General features: G+C 32.5%; 23 protein-coding genes. 13 read left to right on the top strand and 10 right to left on the bottom strand.

Going from position 1 to position 24,586, the window contains the following annotated elements; genetic code table 11:
* Positions 1 to 6: 6 nt before the first annotated feature.
* A complete protein-coding gene (folK, locus tag ABD941_RS09385) occupies positions 7 to 1,134 on the bottom strand; it encodes a 2-amino-4-hydroxy-6-hydroxymethyldihydropteridine diphosphokinase (RefSeq protein ID WP_345273875.1) in 1,128 nt (375 codons plus the stop codon).
* A 69-nt stretch (positions 1,135 to 1,203) separates the two neighbouring features.
* On the opposite strand from folK, the gene ABD941_RS09390 reads away from it, so the two are divergent.
* From ABD941_RS09390 to ABD941_RS09405, 4 genes are all read left to right on the top strand, one after another.
* Positions 1,204 to 1,908: a queuosine precursor transporter gene (locus ABD941_RS09390; protein WP_345273876.1), complete on the top strand. Its 705-nt coding sequence runs from the start codon at positions 1,204 to 1,206 to the stop codon at positions 1,906 to 1,908.
* A gap of 138 nt (positions 1,909 to 2,046) precedes the next feature.
* Positions 2,047 to 4,719: an AsmA-like C-terminal region-containing protein gene (locus tag ABD941_RS09395; protein ID WP_345273877.1), complete on the top strand. Its 2,673-nt coding sequence runs from the start codon at positions 2,047 to 2,049 to the stop codon at positions 4,717 to 4,719.
* Positions 4,720 to 4,789: 70 nt separating this feature from the next.
* Complete coding sequence (gene rpsU / locus ABD941_RS09400) at positions 4,790 to 4,984, top strand: 30S ribosomal protein S21 (protein ID WP_019387676.1); 195 nt, start codon at positions 4,790 to 4,792, stop codon at positions 4,982 to 4,984.
* A 99-nt stretch (positions 4,985 to 5,083) separates the two neighbouring features.
* Entirely contained in the window at positions 5,084 to 5,707 is a 624-nt protein-coding gene (locus ABD941_RS09405; RefSeq protein ID WP_345273878.1) for a LysE family transporter, read from the top strand.
* A 58-nt stretch (positions 5,708 to 5,765) separates the two neighbouring features.
* On the opposite strand, the gene ABD941_RS09410 is transcribed toward ABD941_RS09405, so the two are convergent.
* Complete coding sequence (locus ABD941_RS09410; protein ID WP_345273879.1) at positions 5,766 to 6,560, bottom strand: DUF2797 domain-containing protein; 795 nt, start codon at positions 6,558 to 6,560, stop codon at positions 5,766 to 5,768.
* A 42-nt stretch (positions 6,561 to 6,602) separates the two neighbouring features.
* Between ABD941_RS09410 and ABD941_RS09415 the strand changes: the two genes are divergently transcribed.
* Positions 6,603 to 8,117: a GH3 auxin-responsive promoter family protein gene (locus ABD941_RS09415; protein WP_345273880.1), complete on the top strand. Its 1,515-nt coding sequence runs from the start codon at positions 6,603 to 6,605 to the stop codon at positions 8,115 to 8,117.
* Positions 8,118 to 8,384: 267 nt separating this feature from the next.
* On the opposite strand, the gene clpX is transcribed toward ABD941_RS09415, so the two are convergent.
* The 6 genes from clpX to ABD941_RS09445 form a co-directional block, all read right to left on the bottom strand.
* Positions 8,385 to 9,617 (bottom strand): ATP-dependent Clp protease ATP-binding subunit ClpX, encoded by a 1,233-nt coding sequence (gene clpX / locus ABD941_RS09420; RefSeq protein WP_345273881.1) that lies wholly within the window; start codon positions 9,615 to 9,617, stop codon positions 8,385 to 8,387.
* 74 nt (positions 9,618 to 9,691) lie between these two features.
* Positions 9,692 to 10,366 (bottom strand): ATP-dependent Clp endopeptidase proteolytic subunit ClpP, encoded by a 675-nt coding sequence (clpP, locus tag ABD941_RS09425; protein ID WP_345273882.1) that lies wholly within the window; start codon positions 10,364 to 10,366, stop codon positions 9,692 to 9,694.
* A gap of 144 nt (positions 10,367 to 10,510) precedes the next feature.
* Complete coding sequence (gene tig / locus ABD941_RS09430; protein WP_345273883.1) at positions 10,511 to 11,839, bottom strand: trigger factor; 1,329 nt, start codon at positions 11,837 to 11,839, stop codon at positions 10,511 to 10,513.
* A 189-nt stretch (positions 11,840 to 12,028) separates the two neighbouring features.
* The gene (locus tag ABD941_RS09435; RefSeq protein WP_345273884.1) at positions 12,029 to 12,376 is read right to left on the bottom strand and encodes a phage holin family protein; all 348 of its coding nucleotides are present in this window, start codon (positions 12,374 to 12,376) and stop codon (positions 12,029 to 12,031) included.
* 15 nt (positions 12,377 to 12,391) lie between these two features.
* Positions 12,392 to 13,159 carry an alpha/beta fold hydrolase gene (locus ABD941_RS09440; protein ID WP_345273885.1) on the bottom strand — a complete coding sequence of 256 codons (768 nt, stop codon included), beginning with the start codon at positions 13,157 to 13,159 and terminating at the stop codon, positions 12,392 to 12,394.
* A 45-nt stretch (positions 13,160 to 13,204) separates the two neighbouring features.
* Positions 13,205 to 13,918: a pyridoxine 5'-phosphate synthase gene (locus ABD941_RS09445; RefSeq protein ID WP_345273886.1), complete on the bottom strand. Its 714-nt coding sequence runs from the start codon at positions 13,916 to 13,918 to the stop codon at positions 13,205 to 13,207.
* A gap of 180 nt (positions 13,919 to 14,098) precedes the next feature.
* Between ABD941_RS09445 and ABD941_RS09450 the strand changes: the two genes are divergently transcribed.
* The 8 genes from ABD941_RS09450 (at position 14,099) to murI (ending at position 22,545) form a co-directional block, all read left to right on the top strand.
* Complete coding sequence (locus tag ABD941_RS09450) at positions 14,099 to 14,758, top strand: CBS domain-containing protein (protein ID WP_345273887.1); 660 nt, start codon at positions 14,099 to 14,101, stop codon at positions 14,756 to 14,758.
* Between the two features lie 3 nt (positions 14,759 to 14,761).
* Positions 14,762 to 15,646, top strand: coding sequence for an NAD kinase (locus ABD941_RS09455; protein WP_345273888.1), 885 nt, complete (start codon positions 14,762 to 14,764; stop codon positions 15,644 to 15,646).
* A gap of 99 nt (positions 15,647 to 15,745) precedes the next feature.
* Positions 15,746 to 16,432, top strand: a complete 687-nt coding sequence (gene porG, locus ABD941_RS09460; RefSeq protein WP_345273889.1) for a type IX secretion system protein PorG — start codon at positions 15,746 to 15,748, stop codon at positions 16,430 to 16,432.
* Between the two features lies 1 nt (position 16,433).
* Positions 16,434 to 17,174, top strand: coding sequence for an undecaprenyl pyrophosphate synthase (gene uppS, locus ABD941_RS09465; RefSeq protein ID WP_345273890.1), 741 nt, complete (start codon positions 16,434 to 16,436; stop codon positions 17,172 to 17,174).
* Positions 17,107 to 19,758 (top strand): BamA/OMP85 family outer membrane protein, encoded by a 2,652-nt coding sequence (locus ABD941_RS09470; protein WP_345273891.1) that lies wholly within the window; start codon positions 17,107 to 17,109, stop codon positions 19,756 to 19,758. Before uppS ends, ABD941_RS09470 begins: the two co-directional genes overlap by 68 nt.
* A 172-nt stretch (positions 19,759 to 19,930) precedes the next feature.
* The gene (locus ABD941_RS09475) at positions 19,931 to 20,935 is read left to right on the top strand and encodes an OmpH family outer membrane protein (RefSeq protein WP_345273892.1); all 1,005 of its coding nucleotides are present in this window, start codon (positions 19,931 to 19,933) and stop codon (positions 20,933 to 20,935) included.
* A 31-nt stretch (positions 20,936 to 20,966) separates the two neighbouring features.
* Positions 20,967 to 21,467: an OmpH/Skp family outer membrane protein gene (locus tag ABD941_RS09480; RefSeq protein WP_345273893.1), complete on the top strand. Its 501-nt coding sequence runs from the start codon at positions 20,967 to 20,969 to the stop codon at positions 21,465 to 21,467.
* Positions 21,468 to 21,765: 298 nt separating this feature from the next.
* Positions 21,766 to 22,545 (top strand): glutamate racemase, encoded by a 780-nt coding sequence (gene murI / locus ABD941_RS09485; protein ID WP_345273894.1) that lies wholly within the window; start codon positions 21,766 to 21,768, stop codon positions 22,543 to 22,545.
* A gap of 136 nt (positions 22,546 to 22,681) precedes the next feature.
* Here murI and ABD941_RS09490 read toward each other — a convergent pair whose 3' ends face one another.
* Together ABD941_RS09490 and ABD941_RS09495 are read right to left on the bottom strand one after the other, a co-directional pair.
* Positions 22,682 to 23,197, bottom strand: coding sequence for a gamma carbonic anhydrase family protein (locus ABD941_RS09490; RefSeq protein ID WP_345273895.1), 516 nt, complete (start codon positions 23,195 to 23,197; stop codon positions 22,682 to 22,684).
* 276 nt (positions 23,198 to 23,473) lie between these two features.
* Complete coding sequence (locus tag ABD941_RS09495; protein WP_345273896.1) at positions 23,474 to 24,478, bottom strand: PorP/SprF family type IX secretion system membrane protein; 1,005 nt, start codon at positions 24,476 to 24,478, stop codon at positions 23,474 to 23,476.
* Between the last annotated feature and the right edge of the window lie 108 nt (positions 24,479 to 24,586).

The following is a 24,586-nucleotide window of genomic DNA, read 5'->3' on the forward strand; positions in this document are numbered from 1 at the left end:
TAAAAATCATTTACAAATCTCCCCCAAAACCCATAAATAATCAGCTCTATTCTCCACAAAATCTCTATCAGAAACATCTATGATTTTTACATTAAAATCTTTTTGAGTTTTTAGGAAGTCTAAATAACCAGCATTAATTTTTTCTAAATAATCATCAGCAATATTCTGCTCATAATCACGCCCGCGTTTTTTAATATTTTGCTGTAAGCGTTCGGTGTTTTGATACAAATAGACATACAGTTCGGGTTTAGCAATATCTTTATACATTAAGTAAAATAGTTTTCGATATAAATTAAACTCGTCTTCTGCTAAAGTGATTTTTGAGAAAATCAACGATTTAAACACATCGTAATCACTCACAATAAAATCTTTAAATAAATCGAGTTGCGATAAGTCATCCGAAATTTGCTGATAACGATCTGCTAAAAACGACATTTCTAAAGTAAAGGCATATCGATTTGCATCTTCATAAAACTTTGGTAAAAATGGATTATCAGCAAAACGCTCTAAAATGAGTTTCGCATTAAAATCGCGAGCCATTTTTGTCGCTAAGCTGGTTTTTCCAGCGCCAATATTGCCTTCAATAGCTATGTAATTATATTTTGAAAAATCGTATTGTTTGCTCGGGTTTTGCAGCCAAAGCTTAATAGGCTCTAAAACAGAATCGTCTTCACATTCATCTAATAACACCGACACGTTTTTATTAAATTCAGGATGCTTTATTTTTGCTCCTACATCGTTAAGTGGCAATAACACAAACTTACGCTTACTCATTTCTGGATGCGGCACTTGTAGGGTCTTGGTATTGGTAATCTCATCTTCTGCTAAAACAATATCTAAATCTATGGTTCGGGCTTTGTAGGTTTTGGTTTTTGTTCTGGTTCTTCCTAAAGTCGTTTCAATATCCAATAGGGTTTCTAAAACATTTTGGGGTCTTAAATAGCTTTCTAAAACCAAACAGCCATTCAAGAAATCATCACTTTCAAACCCAAATGCTGGTGATTTATACACTTTGGAAATCCGTTTTATATTCCCAATCCGTTCATGCATCAAGTTAACAGCGTCTTGGAGGTTTTTAAATTTATCGCCTTTATTACTCCCTAAAGCAATATGATATGTTATGGGTTCTAGCATAGGGAGCAAAATAATAAAAAGTAAATGGTTTAACTTATATTTACAGAACCTATTTATTCACAATTATAAATGACATTAAAAGACAAACTGACCGCCCAACGTATTTATATCCTTTTAGGAGCGCTTTTTATAACCTCTCTAGTTGTTTCCAATCTTATATTTCAGAAGTTTTTTTATTGGTATCCATTTGATATCGAAATTTTTGGAAGTAAACTTTTTGAAATCTCAGTAGGTATTTTACCTTATCCAATTACTTTTTTAATCACAGATTTAATTAGTGAAATTTATGGTAAAAAACGCGCTAATGATGTGGTTGTAGTTGGTATTTTTGCGTCGATATTTTCGTTGTTAATCATTTTTGCTGCGGATGCTGTTCCAGCAACTTCCTGGTCTTATGTTAAAGATGATATGTTTAAAACTGTATTTGGAAACTCCATGATTGCTGTTTTTGCAAGCATGCTCACCTATTTATTTGCGCAGTTTGTTGATATTCAAATCTATCATTTCTGGAAACGATTAACTAAAGGTAAACACTTATGGATACGGAATAATTTCTCAACTTGGTTTTCGCAATTTGTGGACACCTTTACTATTGTGTTTTTATTATGTTCTTTCGGCATTATAGACTGGGTGAATTTTAAAGGCTTGCTGGTCAGTGGGTTTTTATTTAAAGTTATTGTTGCAGCCTGCGATACACCATTTCTATATTTAGGTGTGTATTTATTTAGAAAACGCTTTAATTTAAAAGTGAATGAGGAAATTGATTTGCTTTAAAAAGCAGTTAAAATTTCAGAAAGAATTAACACTAATAAAAAGCCCTTTTCATCTTTTAGCATCATTTTTGCGTATATATCCAAGGAGAGTTTATTTAAGTAAGATTCCCACCTTCGTGGGAATGACAAATTATGGTTTATGAAAAAAGCATTTAAAATTATTGGAATCACTTTATTAATCCTCATCGCACTTTTAATCGCTATTCCATTTGCATTTCAAGGACAAATAAAGAATATGGTTAAGCAGTTTATTAATCAAAATGCAAATGCAAAAGTGGAATTTAATGATGTAAGCCTTAGTTTTATAAAAAGTTTTCCCGAAGCACATGTTAATGTAAACACTTTGGTCATTAGCAATTTTGAGCCTTTTAAAGATGAAACTTTTGCTACAGTTAAAGATATTTCGTTTACCATGTCGATTAAAGAATTATTTAAAACTGCTAATGAATCCCCAATAGTTATAAATTCCATAAACATAGAAGAAGCCCTAATAACTTTAAAAACTGATAAATTCGGAAATAATAATTACGACATTACTAAAGAAGACACCAATAACACTTCCGCAGAAAATGAAGCTGATAGTTTTGTGTTTAGTATTGAAGACTATCAAATAAAAAACAGCGCCTTAACGTATATTGATGAGCTTTCTAAAATCGTAGTTCATGTGACTGAATTAAACCACGAAGGCCATGGCACCTTTTCATTTGAAACTTCAGAATTAGACACTAAAAGTGAAGCCAATGTGAGTTTTACTTTAGATAGCACCAATTATTTAAGCAATAATCCTATAAAACTAGACGCCTTAATTGGTTTAGATCTAGAACATAGTAAATATATTTTTAAAGAAAACAAAGGTTTTATCAATGATTTACCATTAGAGTTTCAAGGCTATGTACAGCAACTTGAACACGGACAAGACATTAATATTTCATTTAAAAATCCAGAATCCAATTTTAAAAGCTTTTTGGCCGTTATTCCAAAAGCCTATTCTAAAAATATTGAGGATGTACAAACCACTGGTGATTTTAAAGTAAAAGGTACTATTAAAGGATTAAGCAGCGATGAAACTATTCCAAATCTTGATATTAGCATCACGTCTAATAATGCTTCATTTAAGTATCCTGATTTACCAAAACGTGTTCAAAATATTGTTATAAATACAGAAATTAAAAACACAACGGGAAAAGTAGATGATACTTATATTGATATTAAAACTCTTAATTTTAAAATTGACGATGATGTATTTAAATCGTCTGCAACTATAAAAAACATCGCAAAAAATATGTTTGTAAATGCTAATGTTGACGGCGTTTTAAACTTAGCAAACATCACAAAAGCCTACCCTGTTCAATTAGACAACGCGCTTACAGGTATTTTAAAAGCAAACTTAAATACAGCTTTTGATATGAATGCCATTGAAACCAATGCGTATAACCGAATTAAAAATAGCGGCTCAGCAAGTATTCGTGATTTTGTATTCTCATCGGAAGATATTGTAAACCCCATTCATATCGCACAAGCCCATCTATCATTTAATCCAGGAACGGTATCTCTTAATAGTTTTAAAGCTAAAACAGGTGACAGTGATTTAGACGCTACTGGAACCATTAATAATTTACTTGGGTTTCTATTAAGCGACAACACCCTTAAAGGTAACTTTAATGTGAGTTCCAATCTTTTTAAGGTAAGTGATTTTATGACTGAAGATGACCCGTCTGCAGACAATAAAACCACAAGCGATTCAGAATCTTTAAAAATTCCAGCTTTTTTAGATTGCACAATACATGCAGATGCTAAAACAGTAATTTATGATAATTTAAATTTGAAAAACGTTACGGGTAAACTGCATATACAAAACCAACAAGTTGCGCTTCAAAATATGAAATCGAGCATTTTTGATGGTGCTTTGGCTATTTCTGGAGATGTTTCTACAAAAGAAGATACCCCAACATTTAATTTGAATTTGGGAGCTGATGGTTTTGATATTTCAAAATCATTTAAAAATCTAGATTTACTTAAAAACTTAGCACCTGTTGCAAAGTTACTTAATGGCAAACTCAATACAACCATTAACCTTTCAGGGAAATTAGACCAAGAGTTCTCGCCAGATTTATCTACCGTTTCTGGTGATGCGTTAGCAGAATTGCTAACGACTAAAATAAACACGAATAAAGGTGAATTATTTAACCAACTTGAAGGCGCATTAGGGTTTATAAACTTTAACAAACTTGATTTAAAAGATGTAAAAACCCAATTGGATTTTGCTAATGGAAAAGTAAGTGTAAAACCTTTCGATTTAGTTTATGATGATATAGCCATAACAGTTTCTGGCGCTCATGGGTTTGACAAAACTATAGATTACAGTGCTGTTTTCAATGTGCCTGCAAAATATTTGGGTAGCGAAGTCAATCAGCTTATTGGAAAAATTAATACCGAAGAAGCTAAAAATATTACCATCCCCGTTACTGCCAATATTGGCGGAAACTTTACAAGTCCAACAGTTAAAACCGATTTAACCAGTGGTGTTTCAAACTTAACAAAACAACTTATAGAAATTGAAAAACAAAAGTTACTTAATCAAGGTAAAGACCAGGTTAAGAAATTAATTAGCGATGTTATTGGCGATAATAAAAAGAAAACAGATTCTACCAAACAACAACAAAATGATGTTATAAATGATGTTTTGGGTGGCTTACTTGGCGACAGTAAAAAGGCAGACTCCACAACAACAAATACTCCTGAAAACACAGTTAAAGATGTGCTTAGCGGGCTATTAGGGAATAAAAAAAAGAAACAAGACACAATTAATTAGGATTTTCTAATAAAAAATTAGAACTTTGCATCCCTTTTTAGGAAGACCAAAAACACAAAATACAGTATATATGTTAAAGATTATAGTTAAAGATGGTGAAAACATCGAAAGAGCTTTAAAACGTTACAAAAGAAAGCACAGAAATATTAAAGTAATGCAGAACTTAAGAGATGGACAGTTTTTTACTAAACCTTCTGTAAAAAGACGTCGTGAAGTTCAAAAAGCAGCATATATTCAAAACTTAAGAGATCAAGAAGATATATAGTATCTTAAAATACTCGACATAAAAAATCCTATTTACACAAAAACTGTAAATAGGATTTTTTATTTGTAAGCTTTTAAAGCCTTTTTCTACAAAAGGAACATGATTATAGTTTACTTCATTATTGGAATTATGGCTTCGGTATTAAGTGCGCTCCCACTTGGCGCCTCGAATATAGCCGTAATAAATACTACTTTAAAGCAAAATGCAAAACAAGCTTTTAAAATTGCTATAACCGCTGGAATAGCAGAAGTTATACTCTCATATTATGCTTTACATTGCAATATGGTTGTTAAAGATTTTTTTAACAACAATCTATGGGTACAATATATTATTGTGTGTTTACTTTTTATTATTGGTGGTTTTTTATTTTTTAAAAAACAATCTGAAAAGCAACCTAAGAAACGAAAATTAACACAATCTAAATACGCTACTGGCTTTGTACTGGGCATAATAAACCCACCTGTTCTAATTTATTGGGTTATTGCTTTTGGTATTTTAAACAACAATGACATTATGCTGTCTTTACAGTCATCATTTTCTGTGTTATTTTTATTCTTTTTTGGTGTGTATATAGGCAAGTTACTAACGCTATATATTTATAGTAGAATTAGTATAACTATTAAGAACAAAGTTCAAAATATCACTTTTTTAATTAATAGAGTTACTGGAGTTTTATTAGTGTTTATTGGATTTGTTCAAGCCATTAAACTATACATACTTTAAGCCGTCAGTAATGTTTGTTAAAACAAAAGACCAAAATACAACTGGTTAACAAAGAGTATTAGACAACACTAATATTAACGACCAAACCTTCATTGGCACGAACATTAAACACTGTTTCGTCTTCAAAAATCAGGTACTGCCCTTTTACACCAACTAATTTACCTGTGTAGGATTGCTCCTTTTTAATATTTAGGCTTTTAGGTTTCTCAGGATATTTATTTACAGGAAACTCCAAGTGGGTTTCAGAATTACTTTCAATAAAATAATCTTTTGCTTCATCTGGAATATAAGATTTTAAGCGTTCTCTCCATTCCACTAAATTTTCATCTTTAATATCATTCTTTAACATAGAACGCCAATTCGTTTTATCGGCAACATAATTTTTTAAAGCTACTTCGGTAATTCCTGCCAGATACCGATTTGGTACTTCTACAATTTCAATAGCTTCATGTGCTCCTTGGTCTATCCATCGGGTTGGGACTTGACTTTTTCTAGTAACTCCTACTTTAACGTTACTGGAATTTGCCAAATACACAATATGTGGCTGTAGTTGCACTTTTTTTTCGTATTCCAAATCACGATCTTCTTTACCTAAATGCGCTTTACTCAATTCTGGACGCATAATCCAATCGCCGGCTTGGGCCACATCATAAAAACATTGTTTATCAAAACCTTGACGGTAAATTGGCTTATCTAAACCACAATTTAAACATTGATATTTTATAAATTGAATCTTAATATTTTTATTTAATAATTGATTCATATTTAAAAAATCATTCTCAAACACTAAATAATATTGAATAGGACTTGAAAATTCAGTTTCCATTTTTGTTAAAACACCTTGGTAGGTCATAAAAAAAAGTATTATTTTTAAGCACTTAAAGATAGAATAAATATGTCAATTCCTTTAGTAAATTCTATTGCATCATGGTTTTTAAAAAAGCGATTCCATCAAATTGAATTGTTTTTAAAATACCCCAATGAAGTACAAAACGAGCTACTTTTAAGCTTAATAGACTTTGCAAGAAACACCGAAATTGGCAAACAATATGATTTTGCTTCGATTAAAGATTATAAAACTTTTGCAGAACGTGTTCCTATCAAAAATTATGATGGTTGGCAAGATGTCATTGAACGCTCTAGAAGCGGCGAAAACAATATTTTCTGGCCATCACCTATTAAATGGTTTGCAAAATCCAGTGGAACAACTAGAGCCAAAAGTAAATTTATTCCAGTAAGCGAAGAATCTCTTGAAGACTGTCATTATGCAGCAAGTAAAGATTTGCTTTGCATGTATTTAAACAACAATGAGAACTCCCAACTATTTACTGGTAAGAGCTTACGCTTAGGCGGAAGCAAAGAACTATATAGAGAAAACGGAACTGTTTTTGGTGATCTGTCGGCTATACTTATTGACAACATGCCATTTTGGGCCGAGTTTAGTAGTACCCCTAGTAGTAAAGTCTCGTTGATGAGCGACTGGGAACATAAAATGCAAGCTATTGTAAACGAAACCATTAATGAAAATGTAACGAGTCTAGCCGGAGTCCCCTCTTGGATGTTAGTTCTATTAAATAATGTTTTAGAAACCACAGGAAAACAAAATCTGCATGAAGTTTGGCCAAACATGGAAGTTTATTTTCATGGGGGTGTTAGTTTTACACCTTATAAAGATCAATACAAAAACATATTACCTCAAAAAAGCTTTAAGTATTATGAAATTTATAATGCTTCTGAAGGCTTTTTTGCTATTCAGGATCAAAACAATTCCAGTGAGTTACTACTTATGCTAGATTATGGTATTTTTTATGAGTTTATCCCTATGGATATTTATGCAACACCTCAAGAAAGTGCCATTCCGCTTAGCGAGGTAAAATTAAACCAAAACTACGCAGTGATTATTACCACAAATGCAGGTTTATGGCGCTATAAAATTGGAGATACTATTCGGTTTACCTCCTTAAACCCTTATCGAATAAAAGTTTCTGGTAGAACGAAACACCACATTAATGTTTTTGGAGAGGAACTGATTATTGAAAATGCAGAAAACGCTTTAAAAAAAGTATGCAAACGCACAAAAGCAGAAATTGTAGATTTTACAGCGGCTCCAATCTTTATGGAAGGTAAAGAAAAAGGGGCTCATGAGTGGCTTATTGAGTTTAAAACACCCCCTAGTGATATTCATTATTTTAATGAATTGTTTGACAATGCTTTAAAATCTTTAAATTCTGATTATGAAGCTAAACGCTATAACAATATCACCCTTAATAAACCTAAAATTAATATAGCTCGAACACATTTATTTCATGACTGGTTAAAACAAAATGACAAATTAGGTGGACAACATAAAGTCCCTAGACTCTCTAACACTCGAGATTATATGGATGATTTATTAAAGCTAAACTCATAACACCTCTTTTTTTAACGTTAAGTTTTATCGATTAAATGTCATGAAATCGACAACTTGTAATCTAAAAAGTTTTTAAACGAGTATTTCGCCTTATAGTCTAAAAGACAATAAAGCTACTTTGCGCAGCTACTTTTTAGATATATATTTACACCAGAATTAAAAAACAGACATAAAGATTTTTTATAAAATATCCATTATTAATTAATTTCCATAAATAAAAAAACCACGCTAAATAGCGTGGTTTTTTATGTTTGTAATTCAACCTAATTAAGAAACTGCTTTCAGTTTCTTTAAAGTCGTTTTAGTCAATTTGTTTTCAGCGTAAGCTTTAGTTACGTTTAATTTTTTATCGTTGCTACTTGGCAATTCAAACATAGCATCGGTTAAAATTTCCTCACAAAGTGAACGTAAGCCTCTTGCTCCTAATTTATACTCAATAGCTTTTCCTACAATAAAATCTAAAGCACCATCAGTTATAGCAAAATCGATATCGTCCATAGAAAACAACTTTTTATATTGTTTAATAATGGCATTTTTAGGTTCGGTAAGAATGGCTCTTAAAGTATCTGCATCTAATGGATCCATATAAGTCAACACTGGCAAACGACCAATTATTTCTGGAATTAATCCAAAGTCCTTTAAATCTTTAGGAATAATATATTGAAGCAAATGATTTTGATCGACAACATCATCAGACATCGATGCGCTGTAACCAACGGCCTGCATATTTAATCGTTTAGAAATAACACGCTCAATACCATCAAAAGCACCACCGGCAATAAATAAAATATTTTCTGTATTAACTTCTATGAATTTTTGGTCTGGATGCTTACGACCTCCTTTTGGCGGAACGTTTACAACGGTCCCTTCTAAAAGTTTTAATAAGGCTTGTTGTACACCTTCACCTGAAACATCACGTGTTATCGATGGGTTATCGCTTTTACGAGCAATCTTATCAATTTCATCAATAAAAACAATACCTTTTTGTGCTTTTTCTAAATTATAGTCAGCAGCTTGTAATAATCTGGTTAAAATACTCTCTACATCTTCACCAACATAACCAGCTTCTGTTAATACCGTAGCATCAACAATGGCAAGTGGTACATTTAGCATTTTAGCAACGGTTTTAGCCATTAAAGTTTTACCGGTTCCTGTTTGCCCAACCATAATGATATTACTTTTTTGAATTTCAATATCATCTTTGGTAGTTGGTTGTAATAACCTTTTGTAATGATTGTATACGGCAACAGACATTACTTTTTTTGTCATGGCTTGTCCAATAATATACTCATCTAAGAACGCCTTAATTTGTTGCGGCTTACGAAGTTTTAATTCAGCAGATAAATCGCTACTATCATTCTGCTTAGATTCTTCAATAACAATACCGTGCGCTTGCTCTATACATCTATCGCATATATGAGCATCTAACCCAGCTATTAATATATTCGTTTCAGGTTTTTTACGTCCACAAAACGAACATTCTAGTTCTTCTTTTGCCATTAATCTTATCTATTTATGTAGGGAAATCATTATAAACTCCTCTATAACAATTCTTTAAAATTACAAATTTTTATTTAATTACGTGCTAAAATCTCATCAATCATACCATATTCCTTTGCTTTATCGGCTTTCATCCAATAATCCCTATCACTATCTTCATAGACTTTGTCGTAATCTTGACCTGAATGCTTACTAATAATTTTATAAAGTTCTTCTTTTAAAATTAAAATTTCTCTAGCGGTAATTTCTATATCACTTGCTTGTCCTTGAGCACCTCCTAATGGTTGGTGAATCATAACACGGGAATGTGTTAACCCGCTACGTTTTCCTTTTTGTCCAGCACATAATAATACAGCACCCATAGAAGCTGCCATACCTGTGCAAATAGTAGCTACATCTGGCTTTATAAACTGCATGGTATCATAAATCCCTAAACCAGCATAAACACTACCTCCTGGCGAGTTAATATAAATTTGAATGTCTTTATTGGCATCTGTGCTTTCTAAAAACAATAATTGGGCTTGAACAATATTAGCTACTTGATCATTAATTCCTGTTCCTAAGAAAATAATTCTATCCATCATTAAACGTGAAAATACATCAAAAACAGCAATGTTCATTTGGCGCTCTTCAATAATATTTGGCGTTAAGTTAGTAGGGTACATACTACTAATGATTTTATTGTAATATGTACTGCTGATACCTTGATCTTTTATCGCGAATTTTTCAAATTCTTTAGCGTAATCCATAGTTTATTTTACAATTTGTTTTGATTAAAACCCTGTCTTACATTAAGATGGATCAAAACCTATTTTTATTAAGATTCATTTTTAAATAAAAAGGCGCTTAAATCGATTGATTTAAGCGCCTAAATATAAGCATTTATTCTTTATTTATTTGTCACCGTAAACTTCTTTAACAAACTTTTCGTAACTTAATTCCTTAATCTTAATATTTGCTTTTTCTTTATAAACAGCTAATAGTTTTTGACTAATCAATTGTTCTGAAATACGACGTGCTTCTTCTTGATTTCCTAACACACGTGCAGCAATATCATCCAACTCTTTATCTGAAGGATTCATTTGACCAAATTGAGCCATTTGTCCTTTAATCATTTCGCGGGCATGCCCTTTAATATCGTCCATAGTTACTTGAACATTATTATCTGTAATTAACTTACCTTCAATCAACTGATAGCGTAAACTTTTTTCAGACTTCTCATATTCTTCTCTGGCTTGATCGGCATCCATTTCTTTTTCACCTGCGGTTTGCATCCATTTTGTAAGGAATTCTGCTGGTAAATCGAACTTTGTGTTTTCAACTAAATACTCCGTAACATCATTCAACAATTTTTGATCAGCTTGTTGCACAAATTGCTTTTCAGCGTCTTCTTTTATTTTAGCTTTTAATTCTGTTACAGAAGTAACTTCACCGTTACCAAAAAGTTTGTCGAATAACTCTTGATCTAAATCTGCTAATTCACGGTTATTAATTTCTGTAATTGTAAAGTTTACTTCAATATCTAAACCATGAACATCATCATGAGTTAATTTTAATGCGTGCATCAAATCATGGTCATCATCAAAAAGCCCTTTGGTTTTTAATGTAATAACATCGCCCGCTTTAGCTCCAATAAATTGTTTTGCAGTAGACTTTCCTTTAAATTTATCCAAAGTTAAGGTTACTGTATTATCAATCTCTTTTTCTTCGTTTGTATAAGCACCTGTAATTTCGCTGTCTTTTTCAACAATATCTTGAGACACTAATTTTCCGTATTGTTTTTGAATACGTTCAATTTGCTCATTTATCATTTTTTCATCAGCTACAATATTATATTGTGTAATGGCTTTTTTACTTTTTAAGCTAACTTCAAATTCTGGTGATAAACCTAATTCGAATTCAAAAGAAAACCCTTCAGCATCCCAATCAATCTCATCTTGTGTTTTTGGCAATGGTTGCCCAAGAACATCTAACTTTTCTTCAGTTAAATATTTGTTTAAAGCATCTTGTAAAAGTTTATTAACCTCATCAACTAAAACCGCTTTCCCATACTGCTTTTTAACCAGTCCCATTGGCACATGGCCTTTTCTAAAACCTGGGATATTTGCTGTTTTACGGTAATCGACTAAGATTTTTTCAACCTTATCGCTATAGTCTTCTTTAGCGATATCTACTTTCACTACAGCATTTAATGCATCAACGTTTTCTCTTGTAATATTCATTCTAAATGATATAAAGCCTTAAGTCAGGCATTTAACAATAAAGGTTTCTTAAAAAACCCTGAACTTTTTGTGTCCAAAATTGGGATGCAAAAATAGTACATTTTTACATCCCAACAAAGTTTTTAATTGCTTGATTTCAATACCATTTACCATAAGAAATTACAATAAGAAAATAATACCTAGTAAAAGCTATTTTTCATCCTTTTTTAAGAACGATTGTAAAAGCGATTGCAGTATGGATAATAAGATACTAAATAGAATAGCCCACCAAATATTGTCTACAAAAAACCCTTCAATAAATTTATCGGCCAAAAGAATAATCAAACCATTTATGACCAGTAAAAACAAGCCTAAAGTAATAATGGTTACTGGCAAGGTAAAAATGACTAAAAGTGGTTTAACTAAAAGGTTTAAAATGGATAATACGACTGCTACAATTATTGCCGTTAAGTAACTATCTACACTTACACCTGTAAGAACATTTGCTAAAACAAATACAGCTATTGCATTTACTAATAATCTTAAAATCAAGTTCATGGTTTTATGTTTTGATTATGAATTTACAAAATTAATCACAGCTTCAAAAAAGTCTTTCGGATTTTCTGCGTGTAGCCAATGTCCAGAGTTGGCAATCGTTATAATTTCTGCTTTAGAAAAGTGGTTTAAAATAATCTTTTCATCTTCAACACCTATATATTCTGAACGATCGCCACGTAAAAACAGCGTTGCTTTTTCAAACCTTGAATAACTAGAGAGCGATTCGCCTATTTCTGCGACTTCTGTTTTTAAAATATCAAGGTTTACCCTTAAGGCCAGTTTTCCTTTTTCAATCCAATATAAGTTTTTAAGCAAAAATTGACGTGTTCCAAAATCAGGCACATAACCGCTTAAAATGGTATCGGCCTCACCTCTACTTTTTATCATATCAAAGTCTAGGCTACTTAAGCCTTCCAATATTGCATCATGATGAATTGGATAAAACCGTGGCGAAATATCAGCAATTAATAATTTTGAAACAATATCTGGGTATTCTGTAGCGAATAGCATAGCCGTTTTTCCGCCCATAGAATGTCCAAGCAGAATGATATCTTTTAAATCGTGGGCATCCAAATAGTGTTTTAAATCTTCTGCAAGAATTTCATAATTAAACGTTTCATCCCAAAAACTACGCCCGTGATTCCTTTGGTCTACCAAATGCACTTCGAAACCCTGCTCACTTAGGTTTTTTCCATGGGTCTTCCAGTTATCACCCATGCCTAAAAACCCATGAAGTATGATAATAGGGCGACCTTCCCCTATGATGTTTGAATGTAAAAGCATTACGATTTTTTGATTAAAAGTTAACGATTTTTGAATACTGCTTATTTATTTCAATTTATGCAAATACATCTGAATAACGTTTTCTACACCCAAATACAAACTTTCGGCAATAAGTGAATGTCCTATAGATACCTCTAACAAATTTGAAATATTATCTTTAAAAAATTCAATATTCTCCAAAGACAAATCATGTCCGGCATTAATGCCTAAATCCAGTTTATTTGCCAACTCAGCAGCCTTAGTATAAGGCTTTGCAGCATTTTTATCTCCTAAATCATATTGGTGGGCAAAGGCCTCGGTATATAATTCAATTCTATCTGTGCCTGTAGCTTTAGCTCCTTCTATTTGTTTTAAAACAGGGTCTATGAAAATGGATGTTCTAATACCATTATTTTGAAATTCCTTAATAACATCCATCAAAAAATCTTTGTTTTTTATGGTATCCCAACCCGCATTACTAGTAATCGCATCAATTGCATCGGGCACTAAAGTAACTTGAGTTGGTTTGACCTCTAAAACCAAATCAATAAAGGAGTCTATAGGGTTGCCTTCAATATTATATTCAGTATAAACTTCTGGTTTTAAATCGCGAGCATCTTGATAACGTATGTGGCGCTCATCTGGTCTTGGGTGAATGGTTACACCTTCAGCTCCAAAACGCTGCACATCTTTTGCAAATTGCACGACATTCGGTACATCACCCCCTCTTGAGTTTCTTAAGGTTGCAATCTTATTTATATTAACACTTAACTTTGTCATATAATCCATTTAAAAGACAAAAATACAAAGTAGAATGGGCATACATACTATTTTTTGATTAATTTGCAACTCTATTTAATCAAGAACGATGAAATGAGCTTGAACAATTAATTTGATCTAAATTTAAAATAGTGTTTAGCAAATGACATCTGACAGCATTAATAAAATAGATTAAAACAGATGAAACTTTCAGGATTAATCATAAACGATATAAAACCGCTTAATAAGAAAAGTAAAGTACGCGATTTGCAGTTGCTCTTTAATCAGTTAACTTTTTCCCACATCCCTATTAATGATGATGACAAAACTTATTTGGGGTGTTTTTCTGAAACCGACGCCCATTGTTTTGAAGGCCATAAAACCTTAAGTGATTATCAACATTCCATTGAAACTTTTTTTGTGCGCGACAATACGCTTTTATTAGATGTTCTGGAAGCTTTTGCTATTAATTCCGCCAATATCATGCCTATTTTAAATGCGCAAAATGACTATTTAGGGTATTATGAACTCAATGATATTATTAACTTATTTGGTGAATCGCCATTTTTTGCTGAAGCTGGTGGCGTTTTGGTTGTTGAAAAAGGGATTAACGACTATTCTTTTAGTGAAATTAGTCAGATAGTAGAGTCCAATGGTGGTAAACTTTTAGGGGCATTCGTTTCCAAAATGAATAGCGATTTAGTTCAAGTAACCATGAAAATAGTAAATACCGGCCTTAATGAAATTATACAAACCTTCCGCAGGTATAGCTACAATATCATTTCAGGACACGAGGAAGATGGTTATATTGAAAGTTTGAAAGAGCGTTCTGATTATTTAAAAAAATATTTAAATATCTAAAATATGAAGGTTGCTATTTTTGGGCGTTTTTATAACGAAACTACATCAATTTCTGTAGAAACACTTTTTAATTATTTGCTTAAGAAAGATTTTGATGCCTATATTGAAACCGAATTCTCTAACCTTATTAAAAGTGAATCGCAAAACGAAAAAGATTATTCGTCGTTTAAAAGTTTTAATACATTAGACAATTCCTTTGATTTATTGGTAAGTGTTGGTGGCGATGGCACCATTTTAAGAGCTATTACCTTTGTTAAAGACCTGGATATCCCAATAATTGGAATCAATACAGGACGTTTAGGTTTTTTGGCAACCATTCAAGTCAATCAAATAGAAAATGCCATTCAAGATATTATTGATGGTAATTATAAAATTTCCGAACGTAGCTTGCTCTCCGTAGAAACATCTCCTGAAAACAGTGATGTTAAATCCTTAAACTTTGCATTAAATGAAATAGCTGTAAGTAGAAAAAATACCACATCTATGATTACCGTTGAAACCTATTTAGACGGTGAATACCTAACCTCGTATTGGAGTGATGGCTTAATCGTTTCAACACCAACAGGCTCAACAGGATACTCATTGAGTTGTGGAGGTCCTGTAATTACGCCTAGCACAGGAAGTTTTGCGCTAACCCCCATTGCCCCACATAATTTAAGTGCGCGACCTTTAATAATCCCAGATTCTACCGAAATACAATTAAAAGTTGATGGCCGTGAAGAACAGCACTTGGTATCATTAGATTCCAGGATTGCAACTCTAGATAATGGCACTATAATAAAAATTAAAAAGGCCAATTTTAAAATCAAAATGATAGATTTACTTAGCGAAAGCTTTTTAGTAACACTTCGTAAAAAACTCCTTTGGGGTGAAGACAAGCGCAATTAAACAATAATTCAAAAGAAAAACTGTTTTACACAGATACTGTTTACTGGAAATGGTAACAGTCAAATCTTATTTATTATATTTGCAAACTTTTGAATATTTATGAGGCATTTAACCATATTGATACTAGGCATCTTAACCACTCATTTAAGCGACGCTCAAATTAACGAAATTGGTGTTTTTGTAGGTGGTAGTAACTTTATTGGTGATGTGGGTGCAACCGATTATATTTCACCCAATCAGTTAGCTATTGGTGGTATTTATAAATGGAACAGAAGTCGAAGACATTCATACAGAGCATCATTAATTTTCAGTGAATTAGAAGGCATTGACATCAATTCAGATGATCCAAGGCGTATTCAAAGAGGTTATGAGTTTTCAAGTAAAATTATTGAAGCTTCATTGGGCATGGAATTTACCTTTATGGATTTTAACTTACATTCAGGCGAAAAAATTGGAACACCTTATCTATATACGGGCATAAGTGTTACAAACCATGATAATCATTATTTTTTGAATGATGTTCAGACTTCAGAAAACAGTTCCAGTTGGGCTTATGGTATTCCTATGGCATTAGGTTTTAAAACAAACTTTTTAGAAAGCTTGATTTTAGGTATCGAAATTGGTGCACGTTATACGTTTTCGGATGAACTGGATGGCAGTGTTCCAGATGCTGAATTTAGACAACCTTTTAGGTTTGGAAATATAAATAATACCGATTGGTATGTGTTTTCAGGTATTACACTAACATATACTTTTGGAGAAAACCCATGCTATTGCGTAAATTAAAATGGACTTAAAAGACCACATACATATTAAATCATTACCCAAACACATTGCTATTATTATGGATGGTAATGGACGTTGGGCCAAACAAAAAGGAAAGCTACGTGCTTTTGGACATGAGAACGGCACAAAATCTGTAAAAAGAACAGTGGAAACCTGTGCCGAGCTTGGCTTAGAAAACCTAACACTTTATGCCTTTTCTACCGAAAACTGGAATCGTCCAAAACTAGAAGTACAAACCCTAATGAAACTTTTAGTGTCCTCATTAAAAAAAGAAATAAAAACGCTTCAAGACAACAATATTAAACTTTCTGCTATAGGCAACCTAAGTACATTGCCAAAAAAAGTATACAAAGAACTTTTTGAAGTCATTGATAGCACAAAACAAAACACTAGAATGACATTAACCTTAGCATTAAGCTACGGTTCTAGAGAAGAAATACTAAATACTGTTAAAGAGATTAGTATTAAAGTTAAAAATAATATAATTTCGCCCGAAAATATTGAAGAATCAATTATAAATGAGCATCTTTACACGCGAAATTTACCAGATGTAGATTTGCTTATTAGAACAAGTGGGGAACAGCGCATTAGTAATTTTTTGCTTTGGCAAATTGCTTATGCCGAATTATATTTTACAAGTGTTTTGTGGCCAGATTTCACGAAGCAACATTTGTATGAAGCAATTATTGAATATCAAAAAAGAGAACGACGATTTGGGAAAACAAGTGAGCAACTTAGTTAATATTTTACCTAAAATAACATATATAAAGTACGGTATAGCACTATTACTCTTTGCTTGTAACTTTACTATTCAAGCACAAGATTTAGAATATAGCAATGGTAAAAAATATACCTTAGGCGATATTTCAGTTTCTGGAAACACAACATTCAGTGAGCAAACTATCATCACATATTCAGGGTTAAGAAAAGGAAAGGAAATGACCATTCCCGGCGAAGATATTAGTAACGCCATAAAAAAACTTTGGAATTCAAAATTGTTTAGTGATATTGAAGTTTACATAACCAAAACAGAAGGTAATATAGCCTATTTACAAATTAGGCTATCTGATTTACCTAAACTTAACGAATTGAAAATCAATGGTGTTAAAAAAGGTAAAAAAGAAAGTATTATAAGAGAAAATAAGCTAACTAAAGGAGTAAAAGTTACTGAAAACCTGATTACCACAACTAAAAACTTCCTGACAAAAAAATATAGAAAAGACGGTTTTTTTAATACCAAAATACATATTAATACCATAGACGTTAAAGATTCTATTCAAACAGCTCGGGTTAATATGGTTCTAAACATTGATAAAGGCGAAAAAGTTAAAATTAAAAACATCACATTTAGTGGCAATACCATTTTAAGCGATAAAAAGCTTAGAAAAAGTATGAAAAGCACTAAAAAAATTAACCGCATACGATTATTAAAACGTTCAAAATTTATAGATTCAGCTTATCAAGCAGATTTAGGACATATTATAGATGCCTACAAAGAAAACGGTTATAGAGATGCTAGAATCTTATCAGATAGTATCATTACAAATAACGATAAAACCATATCTCTAAAAATAGATGTTAACGAAGGTGAGCAATACACTTTTGGAGACATAACATTTATTGGCAACACCGTGTATACCAATGACCAATTAAAAAGACTGTTACGTATTAACAAAGGTGATACTTACAATGGTATTTTATTGCAAAAACGAATAGCAGACGATACCAAACCCGATGCTTTTGATATTACAAACCAATATCAAAACAACGGGTATTTATTTTCTAGCATTAACCCCGTAGAGGTCAGTGCAGATAATAATGTTATTGATTTGGAAATACGGATTTCTGAAGGAAAACCTGCATATTTTAATAGTGTAACCGTTGTTGGAAACGACAAAACCAATGACCATGTTATATACAGGGAAATACGTACACGACCTGGTCAATTATATAGTAAGGCCAATGTTGTTCGTACCGTTAGAGAACTTGGGCAGTTAGGATTTTTTGATGCACAGGAAATCACGCCAAACTTTAACAATCCAAATCCAGTTGAAGGCACCATAGATATGGAATACTCTGTTAAAGAAACAGGATCTAGTCAAATTGAATTACAAGGTGGTTATGGTGGTGGCGGTTTTATAGGAACTTTGGGACTATCATTCAACAACTTTTCTATAAAAGATATCTTTAAAAAAGAGGCTTACAAACCCATACCTATGGGTGACGGACAAAAACTGGCCTTACGTTTACAAGCCAGTCGTTTTTTCCAAACCTATAGTTTCTCATTTTCCGAACCTTGGCTAGGCGGTAAACGTCCCGTGCAGTTTTCAACATCAATATCACATACTAAACAGTTCCTATTCAATCCTCAAACACGAAATGCCGATAAAAGTAGGAGTTTCAATATTACAGGTATAACCTTTGGTTTAGCAAAACGTTTATCGGTTCCAGATGATTATTTCACACTATCACAAGCTATTAGTTATCAACGTTATGATCTAAACAATTACAATACGGGGTTATTTACTTTTGGAGATGGATACTCAAATAACTTATCCTATACCATTGGCCTTAGTAGAAATAATACCAGTGTTGATCCTATATTCCCAACAGGAGGTTCTAGTTTTGCTATTACAGGTAAATTTTCTTTGCCTTACTCCCTGTTTAATGGCGTAGATTATGATGCACTTGATGCTGAACGTGAAGCGAATGACAATATACGAACAGATATAACTAGTAGTCCTTTAGATGTGGCAGATGCCTCAACAAGAATTGCAGAAATTGACCAAGAAAAATTTAGTTGGTTAGAATTTTATAAGGTTAAATTTTCTGGTGAATGGTACACGCAACTTGCCAAAAATTTAGTTTTAAGACCAAAAGTAGAATTTGGTTTTTTAGGTGCCTATAACAATGCCAGAGGCATTATACCGTTTGAGCGTTTTTATTTGGGTGGTGATGGTTTAGGTAATTTTTCTCTAGATGGTAGAGAAGTCATTCAATTACGTGGATATCCAAATCAATCGTTATCCGATCAAGATGGAGGTACTATTTACAATAAATTTTCTTTAGAACTTCGTTATCCAATAACATTAAAAGCTTCTGCTAAGATTTACGCTTTAGGTTTTTTAGAAGGTGGTGCATCTTACAATAGTTTTAGAGATTTCAACCCGTTTAGTATAAATCGTTCTGCAGGTTTAGGTATTCGTATTTTCATGCCGGCATTTGGTTTATTAGGTATTGATTTTGGTCATGGTTTCGATCCTTTACCTGGTCAAACCCAAAAACATGGTTGGGAAACACACTTCATAATTGGACAACAGTTTTAAACATAAAAATTACTTTGGCACGATATTTTCTAATAACACTTTAATGATTTGCATGAGAATTAAAATTTTTAAGATTAAAATTCGTTAATTTTGAAGAATATGATTCAAAAGGCAGAAAAGATGAACTGTCATTTTAGAATTTATAGTATATAAATTACCAAATAACAAACAGATGCAAAACAAAGTTCTTTTTTTACTGACATTAGTTTTTATGTTAAGCCTTTCAACTTTCGCTCAACGTGGTGTAAGAATTGCTTATATAGACACCGAGTATATCTTAGAAAATGTTCCAGAATATCAAGAGGCCACAGCGCAACTAGAAAGTAAGGCGCAAAAATGGAAAAATGAGATTCAAGCAAAATTGACTGTTGTTGAGCAAAAACGAAAAGACTTAAGCAATGAGAAAGCACTCTTAACCAATGAGCTTATTGAGGAGCGTGAGGAAGACATTACTTTTGAAGAAAATGAAATTTTAGATTACCAGCAAAAACGTTTTGGACCTAATGGCGATTTGTTTATTCAGAAAAAACAGTTAATGCAACCTGTTCAAGACCAAATATTTGCAGCAGTCCAAGATATGGCAGAAAGCAGAAAGTATGATTTTATTTTTGATAAATCTTCGGATGCAGTAATGTTGTTTTCAAATGTACGATTTGATTTAAGTGAACAAATATTAAGAAGTATTACCAGAACATCAAAACGAAAACAAGCCCAGTCAAAAGCAGAACGAAAAGTCGCTGAACAAGAGGAGTTAATCCCAGAAATAAACGAAGAATTAGAAGCTAGAGAAAAAGCTTTAGAAGAAAAGAAAGCCCAAAGAGAAAGTGCTATTGAAAAAGCTAGAAAAGAAAAACTAGCTGCCCGAGAAGCTAAGGTAAAAGCAGCAGCAGAAAGACGACAAAAAGTTTTAGACGATAGAGAAAAAGCGAAGCAAGCAAAATTAGATGTTAGAAATACAACAACAGAAGCTGCAGAAAGTGAAACGGAACCATTAAAAACTGATGATGCAAAACCGGAAGCAGAAAGCGAAACAAAAACAAAAGCACAGCTTATTGAAGAAAACAGACAAAAGAAACTAGCAGAACGAGCCGCCAGAAAAAAAGCACTAGAAGAAAGAAAAAAGAAAATTTTAGAAGACCGCCAAAAAGCAAAAGACAGTTTAACCACAAACAATTAATAATTTATAACACAATTAATACTATTTAAAAATGAAACAATTAAAAACTCTTTTATTAGCAACTGCATTATGTATTGGAACGATTAGTTTTACACAAGCACAAAGCAAAGTTGCACATATAAATACACAAGAATTAATTGCAGCAATGCCAGAAGCTAAGGCCGCACAAGCTGAAATTGAAACTTTAGGAAAAACATATCAAACCGATATTCAAGCGTCTATTACAGAGTATCAAAATACAGTAAAACAATACGAAGCAGAAGTTGCTACCAAAACAGATGAAGAAAACCAAAAAAGAGGTTTAGAGTTACAAGAAAAGCAACAACGTATTCAGCAATTTAGAGCAGATGCCCAAAAAGATTTAGCTCAAAAAGAAGCTGAATTATTTAAGCCTATTCAAGAAAAAGCAATGAAAGCTATCAACGAGGTTGCTAAAGCTCAAGGATACCAATATGTTTTAGATAGAGCCTCTTTAATAGTAGCTGATGGCAAAGACATATTAGCAGATGTAAAAAAACAAATGGGTATCTAATCAGAATATTAGGTTAGAAACAAATACATTTAAAGCTGTCTTCTACAAGACAGCTTTTTTATTTAGTAAAACATACAATAGAAACTATTGAAAGCATTTTTCACACTGATCCATAGTCATAAACCATAAGATAGTCCCAAGACCTATCAAAGATTGTCAAATAACAAAAGACTCGGACGGATAATCCTAAAAAATTATTCGTGTATTAGTGACGCTTTAAGTATGCTTCCTCTATCTAACAAGATTTCATAAATTATTATCGATTGAATTATTTACCTTTATATGAATTTATATTTTTATGAACACACAACCTATTGGTATTTTTGATTCTGGTGTTGGAGGCACAACCATTTGGAAAGAAATCCATGCATTGCTACCCAATGAAAACACTATTTATTTAGCAGATAGTATCAATGCGCCTTACGGGCCAAAGGGTAAAGATGCTATTATTCATTTAAGTATTAAAAACACCGAATATTTACTCAATAAAGGTTGTAAACTTATTGTTGTCGCCTGTAATACAGCAACAACAAATGCCATAGACTATCTTAGAGAAACTTATAACATCCCTTTTATTGGTATAGAACCAGCCATTAAGCCTGCTGCTTTACAAACCCAAACAAATGCTATCGGTATTTTAGCCACCAAAGGCACTTTAAGTAGTGCGTTGTTTTCTAAAACGTCTTATCTATTTGCTAATCATATCAAAGTTATTGAACAAGAAGGCCACGGAATCGTTGAACTTATTGAAAATGGACAATTGCATTCTAATGATATGAAATCGCTTTTAAAAACGTATTTAAAACCTATGATGGATGCCCGTATTGATTATTTGGTTTTAGGCTGTACACACTACTCCTATTTAATTCCTATACTTTTAGAATTACTTCCTAAACATATTACGATTATAGATTCTGGTGAAGCTGTAGCAAGACAAACTAAAACGGTTTTAGAACGCAATAACCTATTGAATACGAATCCTATTAAACCTAAAACTGAGTTTTATACGAATGGTAACCCAAAATTTATGACATCGCTTTTAGGAGAACCCTTTGTTATTGATTATCTTGATTTTTAATTGGTATGATAAGCAACTCTTTGTCATGTCGACAGAGCGAAGCATGAGCGACGAGACATTTCATTATGATAAGATTCTTCCTCATACTTCATTAGAATGGCAAGGTCTATTTATTGAATTTTTTTAATTCCTAATGCTACTCTTTAAACCAACCAGAATACTTTATATAAGCATCAGCAATCCGATTAATTTCTCCCGAGACAAGTTCTTTACTAATATCTTTTACTTTTTTAGCAGGAACACCAGCGTAAATACTTCCAGCCTCTACCCGAGTATTTTTAGTAACTACAGCACCTGCAGCTATAATACTATTACTTTCTACAACACAATTGTCCATAATTATACTCCCCATACCAACTAACACATTGTCATGGATGCTACAGCCGTGAACCAAGGCATTATGTCCTATAGAAACATTATTACCAATAGTGGTTGCTGATTTTTGATAAGTTCCATGAATTACAGCACCATCTTGTATATTGACTTTATTACCCATTTTAATATAATTTACATCACCACGAACCACGGCACTAAACCAGACACTACATTGACTCCCCATAATGACCTCGCCAACCACGGTAGCGTTATCGGCAATGAAACAATCTTCTGGTATGATAGGTGATTTCCCTCGAACTGATTTTATTACTGGCATAATTAGTGTCTTTGAAAAAGGAACCACATTTTAATGGATTATTCCTTTAGATTATTGTTTTTCTTATATCAATTACCAATTTATAAGGCTCTCCATAACTTTTGAATTTTTGGAAGATAGGTTTCTGACTAATGGAGCTACTTTTAAAATTCCTTGTTCGTCAGAATGACAAATTCGAAAGGTTTTTACACAAAATTATTTATGGTAACACGTTAAATATCAACAGACAAGAACACTAAGAGTCGTAAACAAAATTATGTGCTTGTTATTAAAAACTTAATTAACCGCTGGACAATTACAAGCATATTTTTCACGCTTACAATTAAAGTTATAGCCTAAGGTTAATTGGTGAAATCCGCCGTTTGTAAATACCACCGAATTGGTTTGGTAGGTATACGTATACGCAAACATAAAATCGTTATAGTTAACCCCTAAAATAGGTGTGATTTGTTGTAGTTTTTGGCTACTTACCGCATTTGAACTGGTTAAAAACTCAGCGCCATCTAAACTTTGTCTATAAGATAAACCGCCCCATAATTTACCAAACTCCATTTGTTTATAGACTTTAGCGTTAACATCAATACTCGATTCTTTGGTCAAATCTCTGTATTGAAACATTAAAGAAGGTTCGTAACTCCACTCACTGCCATATTTACTAAATACATTTCCAATAGAAAACAAATAGCGTCTTAAGTTACTTGTTATCTTAGTATCTCTATTAACACCAGAGTTTTCCAATACATTCTTTACAGTTGCATGGGCATAAAAATCAAGAAAATGATAAGAAAAACCTAAATCCACATTAAAATTGGTTTCATTTTGTACAATCCCATTAACAATAGGGTCTGGACCATCAAACAAAAAACTAGTTTCATCCAATTGATATTGAATAAAACCTGCACTTAGACCAAAGGAAAGCATGTTTAAATCTGCTGTACTTCTAGAAAACAAAAGGTGGTGTGCATAGGTAGCATAAGCTCCTTTTTGAGAATGGTATCCATTTTTGTCAGCATATAATATCCCGCCAAGGGCAGATTGAGAATCCCCTATCCTTCCATTCATACTAAGCGTTAAAAGCCCTGGCGCATCATCTTGCCCAAACCATTGCTGACGACCAGTTAATCTAACTTTAGAACAGTTAGCGATACCAGCCATAGATGGATGTATCAAATAGTAATTATCCGTAAGATAATCCGTATATATGGGAAGGCCTTCTTGAGACGTTGCTATATTAGTAAATACTGATGCTATTACTACTAAAATGATATTTTTTAATTTCATAAACTTTTTTCCCAAGTAGGTTTGGTTTTATACAAACGTATTGATTGTTAAAAAATTACACATAAAAAAGATAAAGTTACCCTTTATCCTTCAAGCCCTATAAACAGG

The organism is Flaviramulus aquimarinus (assembly GCF_039543205.1).
GTDB lineage: Bacteria > Bacteroidota > Bacteroidia > Flavobacteriales > Flavobacteriaceae > Flaviramulus_B > Flaviramulus_B aquimarinus.